The organism is Rhodothermales bacterium, assembly GCA_034439735.1.
Lineage (GTDB): Bacteria > Bacteroidota > Rhodothermia > Rhodothermales > JAHQVL01 > JAWKNW01.
Genome location: JAWXAX010000105.1, coordinates 1 through 16,648, shown reverse-complemented (window position 1 = coordinate 16,648; position 16,648 = coordinate 1). Strand labels below are relative to the sequence as shown.

Genomic DNA, 16,648 nt, shown 5'->3' with positions numbered 1-16,648 from the left:
GGCGGCCGCACGGTGGGCGCCGGCGTAGTGTCAAAGATTCTGGACTAAAGGAATGGTTGATGGTTAATAGTTGATGGTCAATGGTTAATGAGTCCTCATCGACCATCGATCATTGGCCATCGACCATTATCCTACGGGCGTAGCTCAATTGGCAGAGCAGCGGTCTCCAAAACCGCAGGCTGCAGGTTCGAGTCCTGCCGCCCGTGCCATGGGGCGCTTTTTTCTACATCGTATGGGCCGGACGGGCTGTGATCCGGTAGAAGGAAAGTATGAACAAGCTCAAGACGTACATCGACGAAGTCATTAAGGAGATGCAGAAGGTGAGCTGGCCGAAGCGTTCGGAGCTCATCAGCAACACAATGATCACGCTCGTGGCTACCGTGATCGTGTCGTTGCTCATCTTCAGTGCAGATCGGGTGATTGGCTGGGTGTTGGAGAACGTGTATCTCCTGGCCGGCTGACCGAATTCTGACCACCTCTACTACAGCCACGCGCTGCACGGATTATGGCGACTCTGAAGAAAGACAGCATACCCAAGTGGTATGTCCTCCGTACATTCTCGGGGCATGAAAAGAAGGTCAAGCAGTATCTGGAGAAGGAGCTCGCCCTGACAGGCCTCACGGATCGCCTTACCGACATCATGATCCCAACCGAGACGGTGTTCGAGATGCGCCAGGGGAAAAAACGGACGCGAGAAAAGACGTTTTTCCCGGGTTATTTGTTGATTCATGCTGTGCTGGACAAAGAGCTTCAGCACGTGATCGCCAACGTGCCCTCCGTTGTGGGCTTCCTTACTACCGGCGACCAGCCTACCGCGCTGCGCCCCGATGAGATGAAGCGTATCCTCGGCAAAGTGGACGAAGCCAGGGAGATGGGAGAGCAGCCGGAAATTCCCTTCAAGAACGGCGATGCGGTCAAAGTCGTGGACGGGCCGTTTAACAACTTCACCGGTTTTGTCGAGGAAGTGTATCCCGACAAGATGAAGGTGAAGGTGATGGTGTCCATCTTTGGTCGTAAAACCCCGCTCGAACTGGACTATCTGCAGGTCGAACACGAGGAGTAGGGGAATTTTCCGTTAACCTCCGGCTTTGCCGGTCCAAATCGGAACAACCCCTGCCACACGTGCATTGTACGCGCCCACACCTTTTTCCAGTCTTCAAGATACCTAAGTCGCGGGAGCCCGTTCGGGGCGTTTGAACCGCTTGCTGTTATGGCTAAAAAAATTGAAGCGTTCATCAAGTTGCAGGTCAAGGCCGGACAGGCCAACCCTGCACCGCCCATCGGCCCGGCACTGGGCCAGAAAGGGGTAAACATCATGGAGTTCTGCAAGCAATTTAATGCTTCGACGCAGGATCGCATGGGGCTTATCCTGCCGGTGGTGATCACGGTATTTGCGGACAAGTCCTTCACCTTTATCATCAAGAGCCCGCCTGCGGCTGTGTTGCTGAAGAAGGCCGCGAACATCGAGAGTGGCGCAGCGGATCCCTTGCGGCAGAAGGTAGCAACGGTGACGTGGGATCAGTGTGTCGACATCGCGAAGGTGAAGATGAACGATCTGAACGCCTTCGATGTGCTCAAGGCCGCCACGATGGTCGCCGGAACGGCGCGATCGATGGGGATCAAAGTGACCGGGGCCCCGACAACCGCCTGACCGGGCGCGTCGGGTCCGAAATCAGGGGCACTGGAGGAATGGCAGCGGTGCGCTTACAAGGCGCCGATCTGCCCTCTCATCAACGGCGGGAGCTGGCCGCACCCTTTCGGCTGGCGATTGAACCGCATTATCCACTACAATTATGGCAAAGCGAGGAAAACGCTACACTCGGCTTCAGAAGCTCGTAAAGGAAGCCGGTTCGGCGATGACGCTGGGAACGGCCGCTCAACTACTGAAGTCGACGGCCAGCGCCAAGTTTGACGAATCGATCGATATCGATGTCCGCTTGGGCGTCGATCCCCGGCATGCGGATCAGATGGTGCGCGGCACCGTCGCGCTGCCGCACGGGACCGGTAAGAATGTGCGCGTGCTTGTGTTGGCCAACGAAGGTAAGCAGGCCGAAGCGCGCACCGCCGGCGCCAACCATGTCGGTCTGGACGATTTGATCGACAAGATTCAGAACGAAAACTGGTTCGATTTCGACGTGCTGATCGCCACGCCCGACGTGATGGGCAAGGTCGGGCGTCTCGGGCGTGTACTGGGTCCCCGCGGTTTGATGCCGAACCCGAAGAGCGGCACCGTCACAATGGATGTTGGAGCTGCCGTTCAGGACGTAAAAGCCGGTAAGATCGACTTCCGTGTCGACAAAACGGGCATTTTGCACTCCGCCATTGGCAAAGCTTCATTTTCCTCGGATCAGATCAGGGAGAACGCTGAAGCCTTCCTGAAGGAAGTGCTGCGCCTTCGCCCCGCTTCGGCCAAAGGCCTCTACGTGAAGTCGATTACGTTGTCGACGACGATGGGCCCGGGCATTTCGCTCGATCGAAACGAAGTAGTCAACGCTATCCGCTGAGTCTCTCGCTAACCGAATGTAGAATGCGTCGACCGGCGCAGATGCAGTTATGGCACTTACGAAAGAACAAAAAGGAGTCATACTGGACGAAGTCACCAAGGAATTGGAGGGCGTCTCGACCGTATACCTGACGAATTGCTCCGGCCTTACCGTCGAGCACATGAATACGCTCCGCACGAAGTTCCGCGCGTCGAACATCCAGTACCGTGTGGTGAAGAATACGCTGCTCCGCCTCGCGATGGATCGGATCGGCGGCTTCCAGGAGATGTACAGCACGCTCGAAGGCCCCACGGCCGTGGCGTACTGCAACGATCCGGCCGCTCCGGCGCGCGTGATCAAAGAATTTAGCGCCGGCCCCGGCAACGGCCGGCCCGCGTTAAAAGCCGCTTATATCGATGGCGCCGTGTATGACGGGCAGTCCATCGACATCCTCGCCTCGCTGCGCTCCAAGCAGGAGATCATCGGGGATATCGCAGGCCTGCTCCTCGCACCAATGACCAACGTGGTCGGCGCGCTGCAAGCCCAGGGAGGCAATCTTGTCGGCGCCCTGCAGACGATGGCCGAACGCGAAGGCTGAACCCCGATTTCTTTTACGAATACGCACACCCCCATAACCCTTAATTTGCAGCGCAGCCCGGACTTCGCGCCAGAGGTGCAGACCGCTGCAGGAGCATCAAACGACCATGGCAGACATCAAAGCAATTGCTGAACAACTGGTAAACCTCACCATCAAAGAGGCTAGCGAACTCGCCAAAGTGCTCGAGCAGGACTACGGCATCAAGCCAGCCGCCGCTGCCGTGGCTGTCGCCGGCCCGGCCGCCGGCAACGGCGCCGCCGCCGCCGTCGTCGAAGAAAAGACGGAATTCGACGTCATCCTGAAGGATGCGGGCGCCAAGAAAATCGGCGTCATCAAGGAAGTTCGCGCCATCACGGGCCTCGGCCTCAAGGAAGCGAAGGACCTCGTCGAAGGCGCTCCGAGCACGGTCAAGGAAGGCGTCAACAAGGACGAAGCGGCCAAACTCAAAACCCAGCTGGAAGAAGCCGGCGCGGTTGTCGAGCTGAAGTAACCATCCCGATCGGATAGGTCACCTCAATGCAGGCTTTGTAATGACATAACGCAGCGTGCTGCGAAAGCCGGCCCTTCAATGAGGGCCGGCTTTCAATGCTTCTGCGTAGATACGCTGGCGGATGCAGGTTCCCGCCACGAGCCGTGGTTTTGAAACAATTGCATAGGGGCCGCGTTCAGGCTTCGATGCACTTCTGTCGCGACTAACGTGTAGACGCCCGAGACTCTACGAGATCCTCACCGTATCTCTCGCACTTATCTCACGCCCTGTAACTCACGCCCTGTATCTAACTACGCGTCACCAACCTCGTTAACCGATCAGTCTATGCCCAATACCATTACCGAGCCGGGAGGCGTTGTGGAGCGGGTCACCTTTTCCCGCACGCGCGCTGTAAAAGACTATCCGGACTTTCTGGACGTACAGCTTCAATCGTACGGCGAGTTTGTGCAGGAAGACGCCCCGCCTGAAGAACGTGCCGATGTGGGTCTTCAGGCCGTCTTCAAGGAGCACTTCCCGATCCAGGACAGTCGCGAACGGTACACGCTCGAGTTTCTCCACTACTCGTTGGATGCTCCCAAGCACTCCGTTGCGGAATGTATCGCGCAGGGCCTGACATTTTCGGTGCCTCTCAAGGCCAAGCTGCGGCTTTCGAGCAAGGAGGATGAAGACGAGGACGAGGCTGAGGAGGCCATCGAGCAAGAAGTATACCTGGGAAACCTGCCGGCGATGACCGAGCGGGGCACGTTCGTTATTAACGGCGCCGAGCGCGTCGTGGTCTCCCAGCTGCACCGCAGCCCGGGCGTGTTTTTCGGGCAGAGCATGCACCCGAACGGCACGGAGCTGTTCTCGGCCCGCGTCATCCCGTTCCGGGGGTCGTGGATCGAATTCTCGACGGACGTCAACAACGTGATGTGGGCGTATATCGACCGGAAGAAAAAATTGCCGGTCACGTCCCTCCTTCGCGCGTTGGGGTACTCGACCGACGAAGAGTTGGTTCGCATCTTCGACCTGGCCGAGGAACACGCGGTCGACACCAAAAAGAACTTCAAGAAATTCGAGGGTCGCAAACTCGCCGCCTCCGTCTTCGTGATGGAGACGAAAGAAGTGGTCGATGAAGACACCGGCGAGGTAGTCGACACCAAGCAGGAACGCAAGATCCTCTTCCCGGCCGAACATGTGGTCGAGGAGGACGATATCAACGTCCTCAAGGAAGCCGGCATCACCCGCATCCACCTCCTGCATGTGGATATCGGAGACGACAGCGTCGACAAAAGCGCGCTGCTTAACACGATCAAGAAGGACGCCACGCATACGGAGGAGGAGGCGCTCGAGTACCTCTATCTCCAGCTACGCGGCACCGAAGCGCCGGATCTCGAAACGGCGCGGAGCGTCCTCGAGCGCCTGTTCTTCAGCGAGAAACGGTATGACCTGGGCGATGTAGGCCGCTACCGGATCAACCGCCGGCTCCGCCTGGGCGATGACAATAAGACACTCACGCTCACTCGGGAGGACATCCTCGCCATCATCCGCGAGCTGGTCAATCTCCAGAATGGCAAGAGCTCGGTCGACGACATCGACCACCTGAGCAACCGCCGCGTACGTACGGTCGGCGAACAGCTGGCCGCGCAGTTCTCGCTCGGTCTGGCCCGTATGGCCCGTACGATCAAGGAGCGCATGAACCTGCGCGACGCGGAGAGCTTCACGCCGCAGGACCTGGTGAACGCACGTACCGTGTCGAGCGTCATCAATAGCTTTTTCGGTACGAATCAGCTCAGCCAGTTCATGGATCAGACGAATCCGCTGGCCGAGTTGACGCACAAACGTCGTATGTCGGCCCTCGGGCCTGGCGGCCTTACCCGCGAGCGCGCCGGCTTCGAGGTGCGCGACGTTCACTATACCCACTACGGTCGCCTCTGCCCGATCGAAACGCCGGAAGGCCCGAACATCGGCCTCATTTCGTCCCTCTGCGTCCATGCCTTCGTCAACCAGTTCGGCTTCATTGAGACGCCCTATCGGGTGGTGAAGGACAGTGTGGTGACCGATGAGATCCGGTACCTGACGGCGGAGGAGGAGGATGACGTGATCATCGCTCAGGCCAACGCGCCGATCACCGAGAAAGGCGAGTACATCAACAAATACGTCAAGTGCCGGTACCGTGGCGACTTCCCGATTGTCCCTCCGGACAAAGTGGAGTACATGGACATCGCTCCGAACCAGATCGTATCGCCGGCGGCGAGCCTGATCCCGTTCCTCGAGCACGATGACGCCAACCGCGCCCTGATGGGCTCGAACATGCAGCGCCAGGCCGTGCCGTTGCTCCGGCCCCAGTCGCCGATTGTTGGCACCGGTCTCGAAGGCCGCATCGCCCGCGACTCGCGCGCGGTGCTGGTGGCCGAGGCCCCCGGGGTGATCGAGTTTGCCGATGCATCCCGCGTGATCGTCCGGTACGATACCGATGCCGACGACGCCGACGTGGCGTTCGAGGACACGATTAAAACCTACTTCCTGACCAAATTCCGCCGCACGAACCAGGATACGTGCATCAACCAGACGCCCATCGTGAAAACCGGGCAGCGGGTCGAAAAAGACTCGCCGCTGACGGAAGGCTTTGCGACGGAAAAGGGCGAGTTGGCGCTGGGCAAAAACGTGCTGGTGGCCTTTATGCCCTGGCGCGGCTACAACTTCGAAGACGCCATCGTCATCTCCGAGAAGCTGGTCGCCGAAGACGTCTACACCTCGGTGCATATCGAGGAGTTCGAACTTCAGGTGCGCGACACGAAGCGCGGGGAGGAGGAGTTGACGCGTGAGATCCCGAACGTGTCGGAAGAGGCCACGAAGGACCTCGACGAGCGCGGCATCATCCGCATTGGTGCGGAAGTGAAGGCCGGCGACATCATCGTGGGCAAGATCACGCCAAAGGGCGAGACCGACCCGACGCCGGAAGAGAAGCTGTTGCGCGCCATTTTCGGTGACAAGGCCGGCGACGTGAAGGATGCCTCATTGAAGGCGCCTCCCGGCATGAAGGGCGTGGTGATCGACACGAAGTTGTTCAGCCGTCGCAAGCTGGATCCGGCTTCGAAGAAGATTGAGCAGCAGCGCATCACCGAGATCGAGAGCGACCTGGACCACGAAGTGGGCCATATCAATCGCCGTTTCTTCGACAAGTTCTTCCAGCTCCTCGAGGGCCAGAAGAGCGCCGGCGTGGAGGATCGCGAAGGCCGCATCGTGGTGCCGGAAGGCGCCAAGTTCTCGAAGGAGGCGTTTGCCGAGATCCAGCCGGTTCAGCTGGGTGTGCGCAAAGGGTTCACGACGGATGACAAAGTGAACCGGAAGATCCGGAAGTTGCTGCGCAACTACCACACGATCTACAGCCGCATCCAGAGCGACGCGAAGCGCCGGCGTCACCAGGTGCAGATGGGCGACGAGTTGCCGCCGGGCATCGTCCAGCTCGCCAAAGTGTATGTCGCCAAAAAGCGCAAAATCCAGGTGGGCGACAAGATGGCCGGTCGGCACGGCAATAAGGGCGTCATTGCCCGCATCGTGCCGCACGAGGACATGCCGTTCCTTGAAGACGGTACGCCGGTCGACATCGTGCTCAATCCGTTGGGCGTGCCTTCGCGTATGAACCTGGGGCAGATATTCGAGACGCTCCTGGCCTGGGCGGGTCTCAAGCTCGGTAAGAAGTACGCGACGCCGATTTTTGACGGCGCCAAGATGGATGACGTTACGGCCGAACTCGCCGCTGCCGGCCTGCCGGTCGACGGACGCGCCCAACTGTACGACGGCCGCACGGGTGATCCGTTTGACCAGAAGACGACCGTCGGCGTCATCTACATGCTCAAGTTGAGTCACCTTGTGGACGACAAGATCCACGCCCGGAGCATCGGGCCCTACAGTCTTATCACCCAACAGCCGCTGGGTGGCAAGGCGCAGTTCGGTGGACAACGTCTCGGGGAGATGGAAGTCTGGGCACTGTATGCGTACGGCGCGGCCAGCACGCTCCAGGAGATGCTTACGTATAAGTCCGACGACGTCCAGGGCCGCTCGAAGGCCTACGAGTCCATCGTCAAGGGCGATAACATGCCCGAAGCCGGCACACCCGAAAGCTTCAACGTGCTCGTCCGCGAGTTGCAGGGCCTCGGGCTCGAAGTGAAGCTGGATTGACAGATTAGATGCGTGCGCCTCTCGCCGTCGGAACGCCGGCGAGAGGCTGCTGGTCTTCGTCACTCGACATTCGACATTCGGAATTAGATATGCCGTACGGAAAAACGCAGAAGGTTAGAAAGAACTTTACCCAGATCACCATCAGCCTGGCCTCGCCCGAAGCGATCCTCGAGCGGTCCTACGGGGAAGTGCTGAAGCCAGAAACGATCAACTATCGCTCGTTCAAGCCGGAGAAAGACGGGCTTTTTTGCGAGAAGATCTTCGGCCCCGTCAAGGACTGGGAGTGCCACTGCGGCAAGTACAAGCGGATCCGCTATAAGGGTATCATCTGCGACCGATGCGGCGTGGAAGTCACCCAGAAAGCGGTTCGTCGCGAGCGCATGGGCCACATCACGCTGAGCGTGCCGGTCGTCCATATCTGGTATTTCAAGACGCTCCCCAACAAGATCGGCCACCTGTTGGGCATCAAGTCGAAAGACCTGGAGCGGGTGATCTATTACGAAAATTACATTGTGATCCAGCCCGGCGCGGCCGAAAAGCTGGGGGTCGAACAGGATCAGTTGCTGAGCGAGGACGAGTACTTCAACGTGCTCTACCAGATTCGCGAAGACAACAATCGTCTGGACGACGAGGACCCGGAGAAGTTTATCGCGAAAATCGGCGGCGAGGCGGTCGAGATGATGCTGGGCCGGCTCACGATGGAGCCGCTCGCCCAGGAGCTACGGTTCCAGGTCAAGACCGAAACGAGCCAGCAGCGTAAGGCGGAAGCGCTCAAGCGTCTGGCCGTCGTCGAGGCGTTCCGTGAAGCCAACCGCCGGATGGAGAACCGTCCGGAATGGATGGTCATGCGCGTCATCCCGGTCATCCCGCCCGAGTTGCGCCCGCTGGTGCCGCTCGAAGGCGGCCGGTTCGCCACGAGCGACCTGAACGACTTGTATCGCCGTGTCATCATCCGCAACAACCGCCTCAAGCGCCTGATCGATATCAAGGCGCCCGAGGTCATCCTGCGCAACGAAAAGCGCATGTTGCAGGAAGCGGTAGACTCGCTGTTCGACAACAGCCGCAAGGCCAACGCCGTCCGCTCGGATTCGAACCGCGCCCTGAAGTCGCTCTCCGACATGCTCAAGGGCAAGCAGGGCCGCTTCCGGCAGAACCTGCTCGGCAAGCGCGTCGACTACTCGGGTCGTTCCGTCATCGTCGTCGGTCCGGAGCTGGAATTGCACCAGTGCGGTCTGCCGAAAGAAATGGCGGTCGAGTTGTTCAAGCCGTTTATCATCCGCAAGCTCATCGAGCGTGGTATTGTGAAGACGGTGAAGAGCGCCAAGAAGGTGGTCGATCGCCGGACGGCCGATGTGTGGGACATCCTTGAGAAGGTGATCGATGGCCGGCCGGTGCTCCTCAACCGCGCCCCGACGTTGCATCGTCTGGGCATTCAGGCGTTCCAGCCCGTGCTCATCGAAGGGAAGGCCATCCGGCTCCACCCGCTCGTCTGTACGGCGTTTAACGCCGACTTCGACGGCGACCAGATGGCGGTCCACGTGCCGCTCAGCTACGACTCGTGCCTTGAGGCCATGATCCTCATGCTCGCGAGCCATAACATCCTCAGCCCGGCCCACGGCGGCCCGGTGACGGTGCCTACGCAGGACATGGTGCTTGGCCTCTACTATCTGACCAAGGGTAAAAACGGTCAGAAAGGCGAGGGCATGCGTTTTGGCAGCATGGGAGAGGCGCGTCAGGCGTTCGACCGCGGAGTTGTCGCGCAGCATGCGAAGGTCACCGTACGCACACCGAATGGCGAGTTGATCGAAACGACCGTCGGCCGCGTCCTCTTTAACGAGGTCGTGCCCGAGGAAGTGGGCTTCATCAACGAAGTCCTCACCAAGAAGAGCCTGCGTGGCATCATCTCGCGCGTGCTTTCGGCCACGGGTTTTGCCCGTTCGGCGCGCTTCCTGGACGACATCAAAAACCTCGGGTTCGAACGTGCCACGACGGCCGGCCTTACGTTCTCGCTGGCCAACATCGTGGTGCCGGACGCGAAGGAGAAGTTGATCTCGGAGGCCACCGTTGAGGTTGAGCAGGCGCGCAATTTCTACGAGATGGGTCACATCACGGAGAACGAGCGCTACAACAAGGTAATCGACATCTGGACGCGCACGAACAGCCTCGTTTCCGAGGTGCTGTTTGATGCCTTGAAGCTGGACGAAGACGGTTTCAACGCGATCTACATGATGGCGGACTCCGGTGCTCGTGGTTCCAAGGAGCAGATTCGTCAGCTCGGCGGGATGCGCGGGTTGATGGCCAAGCCACAGAAGAGCCTTATCGGCTCCGCCGGCGAAATCATCGAAAACCCGATCATCTCGAACTTCAAGGAAGGCCTTTCGGTGCTCGAGTACTTCATCTCGACGCACGGGGCCCGGAAGGGTCTGGCCGACACGGCCCTCAAGACGGCGGATGCCGGCTACCTGACGCGTCGTCTGGTTGACGTTGCCCAGGATGTGACGATCACCCAGACGGATTGTGGTACACTTCGCGGTATCCGGATTTCAGCACTCAAGGATAACGAGGACATCGTTGAACCGCTTTCGGACCGTATTCTCGGCCGCGTATCGGTTCACGATGTTGATGATCCGCTGACCGGCGACCGCATTGTGGGCGCCAACGAGATGATCGACGAGACCACGGCGCGTAGGATCTCGGAAACGTCAATTGAGGAAGTCGAAATCCGCTCCGTGCTCACGTGTGAAGCGCGTCGCGGTGCGTGTGCCCTGTGCTACGGGCGTAACCTCGGTTCGAACCGCATCGTGGAGGCCGGCGAGGCCGTCGGTGTCGTCGCCGCCCAGTCGATCGGCGAGCCGGGCACGCAGCTTACGCTCCGTACGTTCCACATCGGCGGCGCCGCTTCGCGTATCGCGGCCGAAAGTACGATCCAGACCAAGTTTGGCGGGCGCGTCGTGTACGAAAACCTCCGTACCGTCTCGTTTGACAACGGTGAATCGACGAAGGAGGTAGTACTTGCCCGTCAGGGGGAAATCCGCATCACCGACCCGAATGAAGAGGGCCGGCAGTTGATCGCGTACATCATCCCCTACGGCGCGGAAGTGCTAGTCTCCGATGGCGATACGATCGAGAAAGGCGCCGTGCTGGCCAGCTGGGACCCGTACAACTCCGTGCGCCTCTCGGAGGTATCCGGTAAGGTATCCTTCCAGGATATTGTCGACGGTACGACGTACCGCGAGGAGTCGGACGAGCAGACAGGCTACAAGGAGAAGGTCATCATGGAAAGCCGTGAGCGTAACCTGACGCCGGCCATCCTGGTTGCGACCGCCAAAGGGGACATTCGCGAGTACCCCCTGCCGATTCGCGCGCGTCTTCAGATCGAAGCCGGTGAAGTGGTACAGGCCGGCCAGGTGCTGGCAAAAATCCCGCGCCAGTCCGCTAAAACGCGCGACATCACGGGTGGTCTGCCTCGTGTTACGGAACTCGTCGAGGCGCGCATCCCGACCGATCCCGCCGTTGTTAGCGAGATCGACGGTGTCGTTACGTTCGGCGGCCGTAAACGCGGCGCCCAGGAGGTGATCGTCACAAGCCGAGATGGCGACATCTCGAAAACGTACCTGGTATCGCTCTCAAAGTACCTGTTGGTGCACGAGAACGACTTCGTACGTGCCGGCGACCCGCTTTCCGACGGCCAGGTATCGCCGCAGGATATCCTGAGCATTCTGGGGCCAAAGGCCGTGCAGGAGTACCTCGTGAACGAAGTGCAGGAAGTGTATCGTCTCCAGGGTGTGACGATCAATGACAAGCACATCGAGGTGATCGTGCGTCAGATGATGCAGAAGGTGCGCATCACGGATCCGGGCGACACGAACCTGCTTGAGCAGGATACGGTCGATCGCTTTGTCCTCGAAGAGCTAAACGACGATCTGTACGACCGTTTCGTGATCGTGGACCCGGGCGGCGCCAACTCGCATTCCGTGGGCGAGCTGATCAGCCGCCGGCGGTTGCGCGAGATGAACTCTGACCTGAAGCGGCGCGACTTGAAGCAGATTCAGGTCCGCGATTCGCAGCCGGCCGTTGCCGAGCCGATCCTGCTCGGTATCACGCAAGCGTCGCTTTCGACCGATTCGTTCATCTCGGCCGCCTCCTTCCAGGAGACGACGAAGGTGCTCACGGACGCCGCGATAAACGCGCAGGTCGACCCGCTCTACGGTCTCAAGGAAAACGTGATCGTGGGTCACCTCATCCCGGCCGGCTCCGGTCAGCGTCGCTTCCGCGACATCGTCGTGGGTTCGCGCAAGGAGCTCGCCGAACTGCAGGCCGCCATCGGGAGCAGCTCCGCCGCTGCCCGCGCCGCCACCTCGTTCTCGCCGATCGTCGGCAAGGCGAGCGACGTGGAGTCGGTGGAAGCGGACTGACTACTCGGTCTGAACCGCATGCGATAACAAAGGCCCGGGCCGCTTTCGAGCGAACCGGGCCTTTTGATTTGATGCATCTCCCATGCTACGCCACACTCGATCAGGGGTCGAGGGTAAACGCGTTTTGCGGCGGTGTGGGCGCGGCGACGTGCATGAACGGGCCTATGGAAGAGAACGACTCGTTCAGGATAGGGTAGCCGGCGCAACCGGTGTGCTCGAACATCCACCACGTGTAGGGGTGAACGGCAAACCCCTCGGCTTCCATGACGGTGCGAAGGAAGTCTCGATTCCAGCGCAACTGGTTGTCGGTAATCGGATAACTCGCGGAGGCCTCGGGAGTCAGCGCCCCGACCTCGGTAGGCATGGCCATGGGGCTGCCCGAGTCGAGGTCGTATAGATTAAGCGCCACGGCGCAGGCTCGATTCTGCGAGCTGCCGACCGACGGCTCGGCGAAGAAGTGTTTGAGGGAATCGGGAGCGGCCTGCCACAGGACCCTGGACAGGTGCCAGGGCTGGTAGGCATCGAAGATGATGAGGCCATACCCATCTCGCCGGACGGCCGCCTGGACGCGGAACAGCGCGTCGGAAACCGGTTTCTGGAGCAGGGCGCGTGGCTCCTCGTAGATGGCTTGACCGAGGATGTTGTCGTTGTGCGCGTAGCGAATGTCGAGGTTCAACAGGGGGTCGACGATGGCGATATCGACCAGCTCGGGCGGCTTCATGTTCGCCGCGTCGACGGGAGGGGATGCGGTTCTGGCCTCCTGAATCAATCGGTCGAGGGACTGGGGGACGGGCAGGGGCGTAGCGGCGATCGGGTAGACGGGATCAGGTGCCCGCTCGAAGGTCATATTGGCGAGGGTGACGGCTACGACCTTGCCGGCAGCATCGCGCACAAAGCTGACCGTTTCACCTCCGAACATGCCTTCGTCGGGAAAGGTGAAGGAGGCAGCGTCGTCCGGCGCGAGCGGGAAATAACGAATCCAGTCGAGCAGGGTAAACAGCTGGCCCTCCCGCTCGAGGATAAACAGGTCATGGACATCATTTTTATAGACCCCGACGTACGAGACGAGATCGGCATTGTGCAGGACGGGTCGCGGCGGGTCACGTCGTGTGTAGGTGTCTCCCGCCAATTGGAGGGCGCCGTTTGGGAGCAACGAAACAATCGATCCATGTGCATGCCGATCATCGGTCCAGAGAGAGTCTCCGGTGATGGACTGGCGGAGCCGGGTACGTCGGATGTCCTGGCAAACGTATAACTCGCCGGCCATTTCAGAGATCGTCACTTCGCCGGCGGGCCCCGCGTAGTGTCCTCCGAATCGATCGCGGAGAGCAGGGTGCACGCGCCGTGTAACGGGCGCGGCCGGCAGTGGCGCGCCGGCCTGCTCGGCTCGAAGCAGGGCAAACGCATAGCTGGCGATGCGCTCAAGAACCGCGTTTGTGTTCGCCATGTTGGCCGTCAGGGCGATGCCCATCTTGCTGTCCGGAAGAATATCCAGCCGGGCCGTATAGCCGTGGAAGCTGTCCTCGATGTCCATCCGACGCTCGGCTCCGAACGACGAGACGACGAATCCGAGGCCGTACGGGGTTTGCTGGCGCGCCGTTGCCGGCGGTCGCGTCCACATCGCCTCGATGGCCGCCGGCGAGAGGATAGCGCCGTACGGACTTTTGCCATCGGCAAACAGCACGGTCAAAAAGCGGCCGAGGTCGTTGGCGGTGGTGTACAGACTGAGGGCCGGCGCAGCGCCCGGTTCGAAGAGGGGCGCTGAAACGGCGCGGCCGTCATAGGTCCATTGAAATCCTTGCGCCAGTTTGCCGCGCAGGTCGAATCGCGGCGTGAAGCTGGTCCGTCGCAGATCCATCCGGTCCAGCACGGCGCGCAGGTGTTGCTCGAAGGGTTTTTGCTGGACGCGTTCGATGACGAAGCCGGCGACGGCGAACGCCGCATTGGAGTACTTGGTAAAGGTCTCGGGCGGGTATACGAGCGACGTCGCGTTGAGGCTGGCGACCGTGGCATGGAGTGTCGGCTCGGTGGGATCAAAATAATGCCCTATCGGGGACTCACGCGGCAATCCCGATTGGTGCGAGAGTATCTGCCTTAAGGTAATCGGATGGCCGAAGGGATTAAGGGGCCGAAATTCCGCCAGGTAGGTTTCGATGGGTGCATCGAGGTTGAGCAAGCCGCGCTCCTGGCGCTCGAGGACGGCGACGGTCGTGAAGGCCTGCGAAACGGCGCCTACCCTATAGACGGTAAAGGGAGTCGCCGGCGTCCGGGCGTCTGGATCCGCAAATCCATACCCCCGTTCGAGCACGACTCGCTGGCCGGAGACGAGGCTGAGGGAGAGACCGGGGATGCCTTTGTCGGCCAACTCGTGCCGGATGAACGCGTCCAGGCTGTCCTCCAATGCGGTGCGATCTTCGTAGATGGCCAGCTTTTCCGACAGCCAGGGGCCGGATCGGACAAGCAGGATGACGAGGCCTATAGAGCAGATCAGGAGTACGGCGCGCATGATCGGGCAGGCTCGTGCCTGGTGCAAGGCCTAGAGCGTGGCCGAGGGAGAGGGAGCGGCGGAATCGGGAGCAAGGGAGTCTGGAGTGGCGGCGGCGGGTACGTCGCTCGAATCGGCCGGCGCAAAGAGCGAGTTCTGGTTTTTTCGCACGCGCATCTCTTCGATGCGTTGCTGGAGGACCGGATTCTGGGAGTCGTTGATGATGGCCTTGGCCGCGATAATGGCCAGGATAACCGTGATCGCGAAGAACGACGCGAGCAGTAGGCGCGACCGGACCCGGCCGAGGGGGCGAGGGGGGGAACTGGAACGGCGATCGGCGTTGGCCATGACAGATTTAATTGCAGCTATTCGAGACACACGCCGCACGTACCACGCGGCTTACGAACACTTCGCCAGCAAGAATAACAATCCGAGGGTGCCCAGATACATCAGGGCCGTTGTCAGCACTAGCCCGAGTGCGGCGAAAAGGGTACGAAACTCCCGCAACCGTTTCTGACGGCGTCGCTGGCGCTGGCGCGTGCGGGCTTGCCGGCCCGGCGGATGTCCGTAGATCAGCATGGGGGGAAAACTCCGAAGTGGCTTCTAGCCCTACGCTTCAGGAGCTGATAGCCGTATGTAATAACGAAAGTATCCCGGCACGCGCTCAAATGCAAACGCACGAGCCTGCCGTTGGATGGCCTGGTTTCCGCGGCGCATCAGCTGAAAAACTGGATGACAAGGAAAAGGGCGCCAAGGTAGGCGAGAACGACGACGACAAACAGGATATTGCGGAGAATGCCACCGATCCGACCTCGCTGGCTATCTTTAGAGAAATTATAAAAATGCATGGCATCGCACCACGCGCCCGGGCCAGGAATGGATAGGAGAATATACTCAGCGTATGGCCGTCGCGCCTGCGGTGTACGGGATGATGGAGTGGATAAAAAAGTCTGTAACCGGTGGCTATAACGGTAGTGTTGGGAAAAGAGTTGCCATCGCCGCCGTACTTCTATTTCCTTACGTTCGGCATGCGGGTGGGAAAACAAAGTCTCGGTGGACAAACAACTCAGGTCGCCGCCCCGGCTTCGGCCGGCGTGCGGGCCGGCGAGAGCCGGGGCGCTTCGGTCCATACGCCGAGCAACACGACGAGATAACGCAGGGATTCGACCAGATTCTGGACCGTATTCCACTCAAAACAACTGTGGTAATCGTGCCCTCCATTAAAGAGATTCGGCGTCGGAAGGCCCTGCTCAGACAGCCGCGCGCCGTCCGTCCCGCCACGGACCACTTCTTCGCGCAGCGGCATGCCGGCGCGTTCGGCGGCGGTAAATGCCAGGTGGACGGCTCGGGGGTCACTTGCGTCGATGTACGCGCGCATGTTTTTGTACTGTTCGCGGAGTTCGAGTTCGATGCGGGCGGTGGGATACTGGATGCGGTACTGGTTGACGAGGTGTTCGATCAGCCGCCGGCGCCGCGCCATGCCGTCGTCGGAGAAGTCTCGCAGGATGAGATGGGCCGAGGCCGCCTCGACATCGCCGGCATGCAACCCGTGCAGGTGGATGTAGCCTTCGCGTCCGTCGGTATGTTCGGGCGTTTCGGCCGAGGGGAGCGCAGCCATCATGTCACACAAAATGCGCGACGCATTGACCATGATGCCTTTTGCGTACCCCGGATGGACGCCGCGGCCGGCTACGCGGACCGTCGCTTCGACAGCGTTGAATGTCTCGGCGAATACGGTGTACATGCCGCTGCCGTCGATCGTATAGGCCACCTCGGCGTCGAATCGCGTGCGATCGAGCCTGTCCACGCCACGCCCGATCTCTTCGTCGACCGTAAAACAGAGGCGGAGGGGCGGCCGGGGCGAGGTTGTGTCGGCCAGGAGGTCTTCGGCGAGCTGCATGAGGATGGCGACGCCGGCTTTATCGTCGCTGCCGAGCAACGTGGTGCCGTCGCTGGTGATGATGTCGTGCCCGATATGGTCGAGCAGGGCCGGCTGCCTGGCGGGGTCCAGGG

At 60.5% G+C, this 16,648-nt stretch carries 13 protein-coding genes and 1 tRNA gene; 10 read left to right on the top strand and 4 right to left on the bottom strand.

The features are described 5' to 3' along the window. Nucleotides 1–133: 133 nt before the first annotated feature. The 9 genes from SH809_08525 to rpoC all read left to right on the top strand — a co-directional run bounded on the left by SH809_08525 (nt 134) and on the right by rpoC (nt 12,150). Nucleotides 134–209 (top strand) — tRNA-Trp (locus tag SH809_08525). A gap of 60 nt (nt 210–269) precedes the next feature. Next, nucleotides 270–461 carry a preprotein translocase subunit SecE gene (secE, locus tag SH809_08520; GenBank protein MDZ4699733.1) on the top strand — a complete coding sequence of 64 codons (192 nt, stop codon included), beginning with the start codon at nt 270–272 and terminating at the stop codon, nt 459–461. Between the two features lie 44 nt (nt 462–505). Then, on the top strand, nt 506–1,063 hold the full coding sequence (nusG, locus tag SH809_08515) for a transcription termination/antitermination protein NusG (GenBank protein MDZ4699732.1): 558 nt from the start codon (nt 506–508) through the stop codon (nt 1,061–1,063). 147 nt (nt 1,064–1,210) lie between these two features. After that, entirely contained in the window at nt 1,211–1,651 is a 441-nt protein-coding gene (gene rplK / locus SH809_08510) for a 50S ribosomal protein L11 (protein ID MDZ4699731.1), read from the top strand. A gap of 142 nt (nt 1,652–1,793) precedes the next feature. Next, nucleotides 1,794–2,504 carry a 50S ribosomal protein L1 gene (gene rplA / locus SH809_08505; GenBank protein MDZ4699730.1) on the top strand — a complete coding sequence of 237 codons (711 nt, stop codon included), beginning with the start codon at nt 1,794–1,796 and terminating at the stop codon, nt 2,502–2,504. 49 nt (nt 2,505–2,553) lie between these two features. Next, complete coding sequence (gene rplJ / locus SH809_08500) at nt 2,554–3,081, top strand: 50S ribosomal protein L10 (GenBank protein ID MDZ4699729.1); 528 nt, start codon at nt 2,554–2,556, stop codon at nt 3,079–3,081. A gap of 106 nt (nt 3,082–3,187) precedes the next feature. Further along, nucleotides 3,188–3,571 carry a 50S ribosomal protein L7/L12 gene (gene rplL / locus SH809_08495; GenBank protein ID MDZ4699728.1) on the top strand — a complete coding sequence of 128 codons (384 nt, stop codon included), beginning with the start codon at nt 3,188–3,190 and terminating at the stop codon, nt 3,569–3,571. A 324-nt stretch (nt 3,572–3,895) separates the two neighbouring features. Then, complete coding sequence (gene rpoB / locus SH809_08490; protein MDZ4699727.1) at nt 3,896–7,735, top strand: DNA-directed RNA polymerase subunit beta; 3,840 nt, start codon at nt 3,896–3,898, stop codon at nt 7,733–7,735. An 89-nt stretch (nt 7,736–7,824) separates the two neighbouring features. Further along, nucleotides 7,825–12,150, top strand: coding sequence for a DNA-directed RNA polymerase subunit beta' (rpoC, locus tag SH809_08485; protein ID MDZ4699726.1), 4,326 nt, complete (start codon nt 7,825–7,827; stop codon nt 12,148–12,150). 100 nt (nt 12,151–12,250) lie between these two features. Here the strand turns inward: rpoC and SH809_08480 are convergent, their stop codons facing one another. From SH809_08480 to SH809_08470, 3 genes are read right to left on the bottom strand one after another with little or no spacing between them, the layout of a single operon-like run. Beyond that, nucleotides 12,251–14,656 carry a serine hydrolase gene (locus tag SH809_08480; protein ID MDZ4699725.1) on the bottom strand — a complete coding sequence of 802 codons (2,406 nt, stop codon included), beginning with the start codon at nt 14,654–14,656 and terminating at the stop codon, nt 12,251–12,253. A 30-nt stretch (nt 14,657–14,686) separates the two neighbouring features. Continuing rightward, the gene (locus SH809_08475) at nt 14,687–14,983 is read right to left on the bottom strand and encodes a hypothetical protein (protein MDZ4699724.1); all 297 of its coding nucleotides are present in this window, start codon (nt 14,981–14,983) and stop codon (nt 14,687–14,689) included. 51 nt (nt 14,984–15,034) lie between these two features. After that, nucleotides 15,035–15,214 (bottom strand): hypothetical protein, encoded by a 180-nt coding sequence (locus tag SH809_08470; protein MDZ4699723.1) that lies wholly within the window; start codon nt 15,212–15,214, stop codon nt 15,035–15,037. A gap of 89 nt (nt 15,215–15,303) precedes the next feature. Here SH809_08470 and SH809_08465 point away from each other — a divergent pair, with 89 nt between their 5' ends. Continuing rightward, nucleotides 15,304–15,519 (top strand): hypothetical protein, encoded by a 216-nt coding sequence (locus tag SH809_08465; GenBank protein MDZ4699722.1) that lies wholly within the window; start codon nt 15,304–15,306, stop codon nt 15,517–15,519. A gap of 182 nt (nt 15,520–15,701) precedes the next feature. Here the strand turns inward: SH809_08465 and pepT are convergent. Next, nucleotides 15,702–16,648: tripeptide aminopeptidase PepT (gene pepT / locus SH809_08460; protein ID MDZ4699721.1), on the bottom strand; the 947-nt coding region annotated here is incomplete at its 5' end.